Consider the following 12,682-nt stretch of genomic DNA (forward strand, 5'->3'; position numbering starts at 1 on the left):
CCGGACGGCCTGCAGGGTGGCCAGTAGTGCCGGGCATGTTGCCCATATTGTGTTACCCATCCTCTACCGGGCGGATACTTGCTATCCACAGTGCGCCGGCATGATGGTTTTCGGAGTTATAAAATGGACTTGATTCAACAATTAGAGCAGGAAGAAATTGCTCGTCTGGGTAAAACCATTCCTGAATTCGCACCAGGCGATACCGTTATCGTCAGCGTCAACGTAGTCGAAGGTACGCGCAAGCGCGCCCAGGCTTACGAAGGCGTCGTTATCTCCCGTCGTAACCGTGGCCTGAACTCGAACTTCATCGTTCGTAAGATCTCGTCCGGCGAAGGCGTTGAGCGTACGTTCCAACTGTACTCGCCGCTGATCGCTTCGATCGAAGTGAAACGCCGTGGTGATGTTCGCCGCGCCAAGCTGTACTATCTGCGTGAGCGTTCGGGTAAATCGGCGCGTATCAAAGAAAAATTGCCAAATCGCCGCGTTGTGGCGAAAGCAAGCGCGTAATATCAGCGTCTGCGTTGGGAAAAGGGGTGCCTCGCGGCGCCCCTTTTTTTATTGATGGCGTTGTGATGAGAGAGATAGCAATGGCGATAGCATTTGATCCGCAGCAATTAGCCATCGATTCGATCGCCGGCGAGGCGGCGCTGGACGCCATGCGCCTGACGCCGGACTGGTTGCGCCAGCGTCTGGCCTATCCGCCTCACTGGCAGCCCGAGATGACTCAGGATTTCCTCTCCGTGCGCGCCATCCCGGTGCGCGCCGCTGTGCTCATTGCCATGGTGCAACGGCCGCAGGGTTTGACCATCTTGCTGACCATGCGCACGCAGCACCTGAGCAGCCATGCGGGCCAGGTCAGCTTTCCCGGTGGGCGCAGCGAGGCGTTCGATGGCTCGTCCGTGGCCACGGCGCTGCGCGAAACGCAGGAAGAGGTGGGGCTGGCGAGTGAGCATATCGAAGTGCTGGGCTGCCTGCCCGACTACCTGACGGGCACCGGCTACCAGGTCACGCCCGTGGTAGGCTTGGTCATGCCGCCGTTCGACCTGCGCGCCGACCCATCCGAAGTGGCGGAAATCTTTGAAGCGCCGCTGGCCTTCCTGATGGATGGCCTCAACCATCAGCGCCTGTCGGTGGAATTGCCCGGCGGACGGCGTTCGTTCTACGCCATGCCGTACGAGCGTTTCTATATTTGGGGTGCTACGGCGGGCATGCTGCGTAATCTGTTTCACCTCTTGCGCGCGTAAAATGGTGTCCCGCACGTAATAAGTTTGATTCCAGCACTGCACTGCGCTATCGTAGCGGGCATTGCGGCATTGCTGAAAAAGACAAAAAGGACGTTTGATGACATTTCTCTCCATACTTTGTGCATTGCTGATCGAGCAGCTCAAACCTTTGCGCGCGGACAATCCGATCTACGCCGAAATCAAGAGCCTGGCAATGCGCATGGAGACCTGGTTCAATGCCGGCCATGCCAGCCATGGCCGCATGGGCTGGTTCCTCATGATCGGCGCGCTGATGCTGCCGACGGCTGGCGTGTATTGGCTCTTGCAGCATTATCAGTTGTCCCTGCTGGCCTTTGCCTGGAACGTGCTCATCGTCTACCTGACGCTGGGTTTCCGTCATTACAGCCACTACTTCACCTCCATCCAACTGGCCCTGAGCGCCGGTGACGAAGCGACTGCGCGCACCTTGCTGGCAGACTGGACCAAGCTCGACACGGTGGGCATGGAAGCGAGTGAGATCGCCCGCATCGCCGTGGAAAAAGCCCTGATCACGACGCATCGCAATGTGTTTGGCGTATTCTTCTGGTTCCTCATGCCGCTCGGCCCTGCTTGCGCGGTGATGTACCGCGTGGCCGAATACCTGGCGCGTGCCTGGAATGAACCTGAGCACATGCGCAATGAAGCATTCGGCCAGTTCGCCGCGCGCGCCTTTTACTGGATCGACTGGATACCCGTGCGTCTGACGGCCGTGGCGTTTGCCGTGGTCGGCAATTTCGAGGATGCCATCTATGCCTGGCGCAATTTCGCCCAGCGCTGGCAGGACGAAGCTATCGGCATCATCCTGACGGCCGGCGGCGGTGCCATGGGTGTACGCCTGGGCACGCCAGCGGAAACGGCAGCGCGCGTGCTGGTGACGCCGGACTTGGCCGTCGATGACAGTGACAGCGAAAGCGATATCCTGCCCGGCGAAGAGCCGGGCGCGCGCGCCTTGCAGAGCACGGTGGGCCTGGTATGGCGCGCCTTGCTGCTGTGGATGCTGCTGCTGCTGTTGATGTCGGGCGCTGTTTTCCTCGGCTGACAAGGGCGCTAAACGCGTGCATACGCGCTATCCATGCGCCTTGCGCGTGGAACAGGGTTACAATAGGGGCTGGCGGACGACGCCTGCCGGCCCCTGTTGGCAAGGGCAGGGTAGATCGAGGTAGAACCCAAGTCTTCTATAAGATATAATACTGGCTTACCGCAGCAAATGTAGTTGAATTACCAGCCCGGCATACCCACCGGGGCCATTCACGCAATCCAGTCCCGACAAGCCACATGGCCGAGTTATCTCAAAAAACAGGGGAACTCTCAGACGAGTTCTTCATCCTTGGTCTCACCAGCAATGGCAAGCAATTCCGACCCAGCGACTGGGCCGAGCGCCTTTGTGGAGTGATGTCCTGTTTTAATCCCGAAGGTGGCGGGCGCAATGCGCACCTCCAGTATTCGCCCTACGTGCGCCCGACGGTCGTCAATGGCGTCAAGTCGGTGGTGGTCAACACCAAGCTGCGCGAGATCGAGCCGATGGCGTTTCACTTCGTGCGCGAGTTCGCCAAGGATAACGACCTGCAGATCGTCGAAGCCTGCTTCCTGCCGCCCCCCGAAGAAAAGTAAGACCCGTTTATTTGATCTCGCGTGTGGCCTGCCATGGCGACGTCTGCATCCTGCATCCTGCATCCTGCAAAGCGCCCATCGCCAGCGTGACATCAGCATGCCACTAGCGGCGCTGCTGCTGCGCCAGCATGATCTGGGCCACCTGAGCGTGGCTATCCCTCAAATGACGAGCGCGTGACCGTCGGCATCCTCGCCGACCGCGATACGGTCATTTCAGCGTCATTTAATCATCATGGCCGTGATGGCCCCGGGCCTTGATCCCGCCAGCGTGCTGCTGTCTGTGCGTGGCGCTCGCCGACTCTTGCTGTAGGTGGACGACCGCACCGCGCCCGCTGCCGAATGAATAATATTGGATTTTGCTGCGATGCGCAAAACTGCATGGCGCCGCCTTCTATATATTCTTTCGGGGCCCGCCATATAATCGCCGCCGACGAGCTCCCCATTGCCGTGCTAATAACAGGCGTGTTGCGGGTACATATATTGCACTGCAATAAGTGCTGCTATCTGGTATTGGGAAATGCGCGCCGCTGGTATTAATTGGTACTTAATTCGGCCACGAAGTCATACATATCGCCGCGGAAGTAGGAGCGGCAAAATTCCACGGCGCGGCCATCGCGCAAAAAACCCAGCCTTTCCACCGACAAGCCCGCGTCGCCTTCTTGCGCCTGCAGCAGGCTGGCTTGCTCTCCCGTCAGTAACAGCGCGCTGAGGCGCTGCAAGGCGCGCACCGGCCGGTTGCCCGCCTGTTCCAGCGCGTCATACATGGAGATGTCGACGGCGTCGAGTGATGGCAGGCAACTGGCGACGATGGTGGCGTATTCCAGGCACATCGGCACCTCGTCGGCATAGCGGATGCGGTGGAAGCGGTACACGGGCGCGCCCGGCGACAGCCGCAGGCGCAAGGCCTCTTCAGGCGTGACCGTGCCTTCTGCGCGCTTGAGCCAGACACTGCGCGGCGTGCGTCCGCGCGCGCGCATATCCTCGGAAAACGAGGTCAGCTTGGCGAAATTTTTCTCGATGCGCGTATTGATGAAATTGCCCGAGCCGGGGCGGCGCACCAGCAAGCCCTCGCTGACCAAGCCATCGATGGCCTTGCGCACGGTGATGCGCGAGACGGCCAGGTCGCTGGCCAGCTGGCGTTCGGCCGGCAGGGCTTCTTCTGGGCCGAGGATGCGCTTGTCGATCGCTTCACGCAAAGCGCGCTGCAGTTGCTGGTACAGGGGCAGGCTACTCGTCTGCCCCAGGCCTTGCATGATGTGAGCCAGGGTTGTCATACGCTGAGGGTCTCCGTTACGGCGCGTTGCAGACGCGCTCTGTATCTGTTTTGTGTCGCTGGATAATACCAAAAAAGACCGTTATAAAACCAATTTGAATTGTCCTTCCGGCAATTTGAGCGCGCCTCACTGGTATTTATTCGCGCTTGCAAGGGCTACACAGCGATTTAGCTGAAGTGGTGTGTGTGATTCAAACAACGTTATAAAAAATAAGTTGTAACTGGTAGTGTTCTGGTATTGGATAGTAGTATATTGGCGTTGAATTGGTTTTGTAAGTGGTTGTACAGAAGGGTCTGCAGCGTACCGGCGAAAGTGGGCGGGCTGGAAAGAAGACCTACGTTAAAAATGAAAAGGATCCAATCCTGGAGCCTAAATCAAGGGGGAGTACATGAAACGCAATTTGACACCTGCAGCTGCCGTCGTGAAATCCGGATCGCGTAGCCGTACGCCGATCGCTACGGCTGTTGCCGTGATGGTCGCCGGCCTGGCCTTTTCGGCGCAGGCGCAGGAAGCACCGGCCGACGACGTGTCCACCGTAGTGACGGTGACCGGCGTGCGTGCCTCACTGGAAAAATCGCTGAAGCAAAAACGCAATGCGGATTCCGTGGTGGAAGTGGTTACCGCCGAAGATATCGGCAAGATGCCTGACCGTAACGTGGCTGACGCTATCCAGCGCCTGCCAGGTGTGAATACCCAATCGTCGGCCGGTGGTGAAGGTGGCTTCGGTGAAAACGACCGCGTCAGCCTGCGCGGCACCAGCCCCAGCTTCCAGCAAACCCTGTTCAATGGCCATGCCATCAGCACGGGCGACTGGTTCGTCTTGAACCAATTCGGCGGCAACGTGGGCCGTAGCAGCAGCTTCTCTTTGCTGCCATCGGAACTGGTGAGCTCCGTCGTCGTGCACAAGAGCGCCACGGCCGACCTGCCTGAAGGCGGTGTCTCGGGCGTGATCGATGTGATCACCCGCCGTCCGCTGGAATTCAAGAACCAGGTCACGGCCGAAGGTTCGATCCAGGCTTTCCACAATGACTTGGCCGGCAAGACCGATCCGCAGTTTTCCGGCCTGGTGAACTGGAAGAATGACACGAACACCCTGGGCATCATGGTACAGGGATTTTCGCAAAAATCGACCGTGCGTCGCGATGGACAGGAAATCCTCGGCTACACGCCGATCTCCGCTACCAGCAAGGCGGCCCTGGCTCGTCCAGAACTGGCCGGTGTGAAAGTGCCAACCTTTATCGGCGCCAGCCTGTTCGAGCAAAAGAAAACCCGTGAAGGCGGCGCATTCGACATCGAATTCAAGCCGAACAAGGACTTGACCTTAGATGTGAACGGCTTCTATTCGCAACTGAAGGCACCGCATCAAAATACCAACTGGCTGGCCGCGCCGGCGAACTCGATCAACAGCGCCAACCAGGTACCGACCAATTACACGGTCAAGAGCGGTACCCTGACGGCTGCCACGTTTGGCACCAATTCGGGCGAGGTCGACAATATCTACCGTCCTGACGCCGGTGGCGAATCGTACTACCTCGATTTCAACTTCAAGTATCGCGCCACCAAGGACCTGACCCTGAGTGGCAAGCTGGGCAAGACTCATGGCGTCGGCTATGACCGCAACGATGTCTACTATCAGAACAATGTCGATGGTGGCATGACTTATCAGTTGAACGGCATGAGCCCGGCCAGCGTGTCCTACCCGGGTGGCACCACCACCAAGCCAGGCTCGACGGCATGGGCGGGCGGTGGTGAATCGCGTTCCGTTGACCAGGAAAAATATGCCCAGATCGACGCCGAGCTGCGTCTGTCGTCGGGTATCTGGGATTCGATCAAGTTCGGTGGACGTATGACCGACCACACGCGCTCTGCCGAGCATCCGTTTGAAACTCGTCCGGGCGCACTGGGCTTCTCCAATCCAGGCCCGGTCTGGAATGGCACGATGTACCCGAGCGACTTCGCCAGCAACCTGGGCGGCAACCTGTCGAGCAACTACTTCAAGTACGATGGCGCAGCACTGGGCGCCTGGGGCGCGGCCAACGGCAACCGCCTGTTCGACTACGTGCGTCGCCACAACTGGACCGACGAATTCAAGCTGCAGGAAAAAACCTCGGCCGCCTACGCCATGGCCAATCTGACGGGCGACAACTGGAGCGGTAACTTCGGCCTGCGCGCAGTGCACACCAAGCAGTCGACGCTGGTCAACCAGGCTGGCGGCCCGATCACCGGTTCCGACTGGGGTCCGTACTCGCAGTACCTGTACGAGCGCAGCTACAATGACTTCTTGCCTAGCGCTAACATCAAGTTCGATGTGCGCAACGACGTGGTCGTTCGTGCTGCAGTAGCGCGCACCATCGCCCGTCCTGACTACAGCGCGCTGGGCGGCTCGGTATCGCTGAACGACGATGCATTGAGCGGTGCAGGCGGCAACGTGAAGCTGAACCCGGTCAAGTCGGATAATGCTGAAGTTAGCGCCGAATGGTATTTCGCGCCGAAGTCGGCCGTTTCGGTGGGCCTGTTCTATATGGACTTGAAATCGGTCGTGTCGAACGGTACCACCAGCGCCACTTACTTCAACAGCAAGCGCAATGCCAATGCCGTGTACCTGATCACGTCGCCCTTCAACACCAGCGGCAAGAACAAGGGCGTGGAATTGAGCTATCAGCAACCGCTGTTCGGCGATTTCGGTATTTTGGCCAACTACACCTATGCTGATGGCAAGCTGGACAACGGTGACGAACTGGTCAACGCATCGCGCAGTACGTATAACCTGACGGCCTTCTACGAGGCCAATGCTCTCAGCGCACGCCTGGCCTACAACTACCGTTCGTCCTACAAGGCGGGCGTGGACCGTGGCGCCAGCCAGCACGTCGAAGGTGCGGGCGGCCTGGCCGGTTCGCTCAACTACAAGATCAACGAACACTTCACGGTCACGTTCGATGCGCTTAACCTGACGAACACGACCATTAAGATGTACGCTGAAAACCGCGATCAGCCACGCGCGTTCTACAGCAATGGCCGTACCTTCTACCTGGGCCTGCGCGGCAAGCTGTAAGCAATACGAGCTGGCCTGGCGCACATGCACCGGGCCAAGTCTTCCTCGGTCTTTTCAAGGCAAGTTCCTGTTTCAGGGGCTTGCCTTTTTTGCTCAGTGAGTGAAGTTTTTCCTCCTTTTCTATCCTGCGGCAGTTTCCGTATGGCAGGCTACGCTATCGGTGCTTGCCAGCCCTTTTCACTGGCCTTCAGCGGTATCGCTCCTGGTCCAGCCGCTGGTGGATAGATATTTTTTCATGGCATTATTATGACCATTGCATCTCAGCGCTACCTCGCCCTCGACGTCCTGCGTGGCCTGACCGTGGCCCTGATGATTGTCGTCAATACGCCCGGCGATTGGGGCAGCGTGTATGCGCCGTTCCTGCATGCCGAATGGCATGGTTTTACCCTGACGGATCTGGTCTTCCCCAGTTTTTTGTTTGTCGTCGGCAATGCGCTGGCCTTTGCGCTGGGGAAATATGAAAATTTGGGCCATGGCGCCGTGTTGGCCAAGCTGTGCAAGCGCAGCGCGCTGATCTTTTTACTGGGCTTCTTGCTGTACTGGTTCCCCTTCTTCAAGATTGACGATGCGGGCCAGTTTGCCTGGTCGTCCCAGTCGCAGACGCGTATCCCCGGCGTACTACAGCGCATCGCCGTGTGCTACCTGGCCGCCGCCCTGATTTTGCATTACTGGAAGACACGCGGCGCGCTGCTCTTCAGCGCCGCTGCCTTGCTCGGCTACTGGGCCATTCTGGCGACCTGGGGCGATTACAGCTTGCACGGCAATGCGCCGGCCAAGCTCGATTTGATCCTGCTGGGGGATAGCCACTTGTACCACGGCGAAGGCATCGCCTTCGACCCGGAAGGTATACTCGGCACCTTGCCGGCGATCGTCAATGTGATTGCGGGTTACCTGGTGGGCAGTTTTTTACGCCAGACGGCGCCGGCGCAGCTGCGTTTCAGCTTGCTTCAACTGGCGGTGGCTGGCGTCATCTGCGTGGTGGTGGCACTGTGCTGGAATGAAGTGTTGCCGATCAACAAAAAATTGTGGACCAGCTCTTATGTGATGCTGGGCATAGGCCTCGATTTGCTGCTGCTCGCTTCGCTGATGTTGATCATCGACGTGCGTCAAATGACGGGCTGGACCTATTTCTTTGAAGTCTACGGCAAGAACACCCTGTTCATTTACCTGGTCTCGGAAGTGCTGGTGATCATCGCGTTTACCGTGCGTGTCGGTGGCGTCAATCTGTACCAGTGGCTGTACCAGCAGTGGTTCACGGGCTGGGCTCCGGCGCGCGTGGGTTCGCTGCTGTTTGCCGTCAGCTTCATGCTGCTGTGCTGGCTGATCGCCTACGCGATGGACAAGCGCAAGATCTACATCAAGGTCTGACACGCCACATCAAGCTTCGCCGCTTCGACAGGGTAGCGATGTTCAGCTATCGCCGGATGGATGAAAAAAGTCGAAAAAAAAGCAGCCCCGGCCTGAGCCGGGGACTGCCTTGCGCTTACGCTAGGGAGCAGGAATTACTGTGCCGCTGCCGGTGTCGCCGCTGCCGTGGCAGGACGGTTCAGCCACAGGATCCAGTAGCGCGCCAGGTCACCCACGCCGTCGCCGCCCTTGACTGTTTCCAGGACTTTGATGGCGTCGTCTGTCTTGCCGGCCATGGCGTAGGAGTAGCCGAGGCGCAGCTTGGCGTCTTCCGGGCGCTTCAGGCCGCCCTTGGCGATGCCTTTCTGGATCAGATCGATACCTTTGTCGAACTGGTCCATCGTCACGAAGGCGTAGCCCAGGTTGATCAAGCCCGTGCCATCTTTGCTCTTCATGGCCGAGGCTTCGCCGCTGGCGATACTTTTCGCATCATCGGCGGCCGCCTTGTTGGCCTGGTCGCGCAGTTTCTTGTGCTTGGCAGCATTCGCACCCGTGCCCAGCACGCTTTTTGCAAAGCCCGCGTCGAGGACTTTTTTCGCTTCCGTCGGGAAGGCGTTCAGCAGTGCAATTTCAGCCATGTCGCTGTAATCTTGCGGCGGCATGGTGGCCACGGCCTTGAATTGCAGGCGCAGCACGTCCAGCGCGAAGCGGTCCGAATAGCCAGCCTTGCCCTGCAGTCGGCCCAGCAGATCGCTCCAGTAATCGTCCGACGGGAAGTAGCGCACCAGGTTTTCCATGGCGATCAGGTAGGTGGCCGGATCCTTGCTCTTCGAGCCCGTATTGGCCAGTAATTGCAATTCTTCGATGGACGGCGTCTTGCCTGCTTGCTGCTTGGCGCTCAGGTCGGCCATCAGTTCCTGTTTCGCGCGCGCGAAATCATTGCTGAAGTAATAGGCGCGGATAATGTAGGGGCGCACGGTGGTCAAGTCACCTGTTTCCGTCTGGTAACGGGTGAACCATTTGATAGCGTTCGGGTAATCCTTGGCGTTGTAGTGGTAGTTCGCCAGCGCCTGGATGAAGTCGCCCTGGGCTTTCTTCTCCAGCTTGCCCGATTCGATCACCGCTTCGAGTGCCGTCATGGCCATCGTCTTATTGTTGGTGGTGGAGGCCAGCGCTACGCGCAGGCGGTTCAGCACGAACAATTCATAGGGCGTCAGGGCGGGAATGGCTGCTGTCTGGTCGATGCGGCTTTGCACATCGTCGTAGTTTTTTGCATCCATCGAGGCCTTCACGGCGGTCGGATCGAGCAGTTTGAATACTTCAGGGCGCACCGTGTCTGCGGGCACGGCAGCGGGCGCACCGGCGGCAGCGGCTGGCTTGGTGTCCTGTGCGTGCGACAGGGCTGGCAGGATGTTCATGCCGATGGCAGCGAGGATCAGGCTGAGACGGGCAAGACGGAATTGGGACATGGCTTATCCTTCAATCAATAACAAAAATACGCACCGGCACTGTCTGCCGCAGCATCGCGCAGCAGCATCGTAAAGGGGCAGGGAATCTTAAAAAATATATTTCCGCCATTGCGCCCGCTGAAGTCCAAGGGCGATGGCATCGTAAACAGCGGCTATTGTCACATAAACTGCTGGGCTGGTGCGGCAAACGTGTGCGCCAGTGCTTGCCCTTTGGCATCAAACAGCAGGCAGCGTTGCGGCGGCAGATACAGGCGCAGCGTCTCGCCCGTGCGGCGCAAGCCATCCTCGGCCGGCAGCTTGACGGCCAGCATCTCGGCCACACTTGGCATGCTGGCGTAGACGATGGCCACGTCGCCCAGGTATTCGACATGGCTGACGGCGGCGTCGAGCACGTTGTTTTCTGCATGACTGCCCACATCAGCATGCTCGCGCAGGCTGATATGTTCGGCGCGCACGCCCAGCGTCAGCCGCTCGCCTGGCACCACGGCGTCACCTTGCGCCTCGACCTCGATGACGCTGCCGCCGGGCACGCGCACGGCCACCGTGCGGCGGCTACAGGCAACGACCTCGCAAGCGATGAAGTTCATTTTCGGCGCGCCCAGGAAGCCGGCCACGAAGAGGTTGCCGGGATGGTTGTACAGTGCGTGCGGACTACCCACCTGCTCGATGCGCCCGCCATTGAACACCACAATGCGCTCGCCCAGTGTCATCGCTTCGACCTGGTCGTGCGTGACGTAGATCATGGTGGTTTTTAATTCCTGGTGCAGGCGCGAAATCTCCACGCGCATCTGCACGCGCAGCGAGGCATCGAGGTTCGACAGCGGTTCGTCGAACAGGAACACCTTGGGCTTGCGCACGATGGCGCGGCCGATGGCCACGCGCTGGCGCTGGCCGCCCGACAGGTCCTTGGGTTTGCGCTTGAGCAAAGGCGTGATCTGCAGGATCTCGGCCGCACGCTCGACGGCGGCGCGCACCTCCGCCTTCTTGTGTCCGGCCAGGTTCAGGGCAAAAGCCATGTTCTCGAACACCGTCATGTGCGGATACAGGGCGTAGCTCTGGAAGACCATCGCCAGGCCCCGCGCGGCCGGCGCGATATCGTTGGCCAGCTGGCCGTCGATATGCAGCTCGCCGTCGCTGATGTCTTCCAGCCCGGCGATCATGCGCAGCAGGGTTGATTTGCCGCAGCCTGACGGCCCCACGAAGACGACGAATTCGCCGTCACCGATAGCGAGGTCGATACCGTGGATGACGGCCTGCTTATCGTCGTAGCGCTTGACGATATTGTTTAAAACGATGTGTGCCATGTAATGGTTCTATCCTAGCTGGCGCTGGCGGGCGTCTGGGGGGTATCGGCCTTGCAGGGGGCAGTTTCGCCGGCATCTGCCTTGGCGCCGATACGCATGAAGCGCGACAGGATCAAGACGGGCAGGGCCGACACCAGCACCCACAGGAAAAAGGTCTTGTAGCCGAGCGCCGTCTGGATGTCGCCGCTGATCATCTTGAACAGCACGAAACCGAGCTGCATCACGCCAGTGGCAAACGCATAGTGGGCCGTCTGGTACTTGCCGACCGAGACCACTTGCATCATGAACAGGATCAGGCCCACGAAGCCAAAGCCATAACCGAACATTTCCACGCTGAGCGCGGCCGTGATCAGGGTCAGATCGGTCGGCATGCTGTGGCTCAGGTAATAGAACACCAGGTTCGGCAAATTCATGGCCAGGATCAGGAAGAACATGGCGCGTTTCAAGCCTAGCCAGGAAGTGAAATAGCCGCCGCCTATGCTGCCCAGCAAAAAGGCCACGGTGCCGGCCGTGCCGTACACGGCGCCCACTTCCGTCGTCGACAAGCCCAGGCCGCCCAGCTCGCGCGCTTCGCGCAGGAACAACGGGCCGATGGTCTGCACTTGCGCCTCGCCGGCGCGGAACAGGATGATGAAGGCGATCATGCCCCAGATGCCGGGCTTGTTCAAGAAGTCCACCAGCACGTCCCACAAGGTGCGGCTGATGCCTGCCACGCTCTTGTCGGCCACGGCCGCGTTGCGCACTTGCGGCAGCGCCCACAGGTGGTACGCGGCCAGCGACAGCATCATCGCGCCGATGATCAGGAAGATCACCGACCATGCAGGCTTGATGCCGATTTCTTTCTCCAGGTAGCCGGCCAGGATCACCAGGCCGCCCAGCGAGATGAATTTGCCGGCATTGAAGAAGGCACCCTGCCAGCCCGCGTAGGCCGCCTGCTGCTTGTCCGACAGGCTGGCGATGTAGAGGCCGTCGCAGACGATGTCGTGCGTCGACGAGGCCAGCGCGGCGACGAACAGCACGGCGATGCAGGCGGCAAACCATAGCGGCGTTTGCAGCGCCAGCGCGATCAGGCCCAGGCTCAGGCCACCGGCGAACTGGAACAGCACCACCATGCTCTTCTTGCTCGACGCCAGCTCCAGGAAGGGGCTCCACAGCGATTTGAAGACCCAGGCAAAGCCGATCAGGCCGGTCCAGCGGGCGATCTGGTCGTTCGGCACGCCCATGCTCTTGAACATCAGGCCGGCCACCAGGGCGACCGCGTAAAACGGCAAGCCCTGGGCGAAGTATAAGGTGGGCACCCAGGAAATCGGGCTGCGTATGCCGCCCTTGCTACTGCTATTGCTATTGGTCTTGTGGTTCATGG

The 12,682-nt window shown here is 59.5% G+C and carries 10 protein-coding genes; 6 read left to right on the forward strand and 4 right to left on the reverse strand.

The genetic code is table 11. The annotated features are described in order from the left end of the window. Positions 1 to 123: 123 nt before the first annotated feature. The 4 genes from rplS (at position 124) to H4V96_RS04385 (ending at position 2,873) form a co-directional block, all read left to right on the forward strand. A complete protein-coding gene (rplS, locus tag H4V96_RS04370; protein ID WP_010395528.1) occupies positions 124 to 507 on the forward strand; it encodes a 50S ribosomal protein L19 in 384 nt (127 codons plus the stop codon). Between the two features lie 80 nt (positions 508 to 587). After that, positions 588 to 1,244 carry a CoA pyrophosphatase gene (locus H4V96_RS04375; protein ID WP_196855331.1) on the forward strand — a complete coding sequence of 219 codons (657 nt, stop codon included), beginning with the start codon at positions 588 to 590 and terminating at the stop codon, positions 1,242 to 1,244. Between the two features lie 97 nt (positions 1,245 to 1,341). After that, positions 1,342 to 2,301 carry a CobD/CbiB family protein gene (locus H4V96_RS04380; protein WP_029496212.1) on the forward strand — a complete coding sequence of 320 codons (960 nt, stop codon included), beginning with the start codon at positions 1,342 to 1,344 and terminating at the stop codon, positions 2,299 to 2,301. 236 nt (positions 2,302 to 2,537) lie between these two features. Further along, complete coding sequence (locus H4V96_RS04385) at positions 2,538 to 2,873, forward strand: DUF3579 domain-containing protein (RefSeq protein WP_029496213.1); 336 nt, start codon at positions 2,538 to 2,540, stop codon at positions 2,871 to 2,873. Between the two features lie 533 nt (positions 2,874 to 3,406). On the opposite strand, the gene H4V96_RS04390 is transcribed toward H4V96_RS04385, so the two are convergent. Continuing rightward, positions 3,407 to 4,147, reverse strand: coding sequence for a GntR family transcriptional regulator (locus H4V96_RS04390; protein WP_010395533.1), 741 nt, complete (start codon positions 4,145 to 4,147; stop codon positions 3,407 to 3,409). Between the two features lie 388 nt (positions 4,148 to 4,535). Between H4V96_RS04390 and H4V96_RS04395 the strand changes: the two genes are divergently transcribed. Both H4V96_RS04395 and H4V96_RS04400 read left to right on the forward strand, forming a co-directional pair. Continuing rightward, positions 4,536 to 7,199, forward strand: a complete 2,664-nt coding sequence (locus tag H4V96_RS04395; RefSeq protein WP_070345670.1) for a TonB-dependent receptor — start codon at positions 4,536 to 4,538, stop codon at positions 7,197 to 7,199. Positions 7,200 to 7,445: 246 nt separating this feature from the next. Further along, positions 7,446 to 8,567 carry a heparan-alpha-glucosaminide N-acetyltransferase domain-containing protein gene (locus H4V96_RS04400; protein WP_196855330.1) on the forward strand — a complete coding sequence of 374 codons (1,122 nt, stop codon included), beginning with the start codon at positions 7,446 to 7,448 and terminating at the stop codon, positions 8,565 to 8,567. Between the two features lie 134 nt (positions 8,568 to 8,701). Here the strand turns inward: H4V96_RS04400 and H4V96_RS04405 are convergent, their stop codons facing one another. The 3 genes from H4V96_RS04405 to H4V96_RS04415 form a co-directional block, all read right to left on the reverse strand. Continuing rightward, the gene (locus tag H4V96_RS04405; protein WP_196855329.1) at positions 8,702 to 10,015 is read right to left on the reverse strand and encodes a hypothetical protein; all 1,314 of its coding nucleotides are present in this window, start codon (positions 10,013 to 10,015) and stop codon (positions 8,702 to 8,704) included. Between the two features lie 158 nt (positions 10,016 to 10,173). Then, positions 10,174 to 11,319 (reverse strand): sn-glycerol-3-phosphate ABC transporter ATP-binding protein UgpC, encoded by a 1,146-nt coding sequence (gene ugpC, locus H4V96_RS04410; RefSeq protein WP_196855328.1) that lies wholly within the window; start codon positions 11,317 to 11,319, stop codon positions 10,174 to 10,176. Positions 11,320 to 11,333: 14 nt separating this feature from the next. Then, positions 11,334 to 12,680, reverse strand: a complete 1,347-nt coding sequence (locus H4V96_RS04415) for an MFS transporter (RefSeq protein ID WP_070345668.1) — start codon at positions 12,678 to 12,680, stop codon at positions 11,334 to 11,336. Positions 12,681 to 12,682: the final 2 nt, after the last annotated feature.

Source organism: Janthinobacterium sp. CG_23.4, from assembly GCF_029892305.1.
Classification (GTDB): Bacteria; Pseudomonadota; Gammaproteobacteria; order Burkholderiales; family Burkholderiaceae_D; genus Janthinobacterium; species Janthinobacterium lividum_D.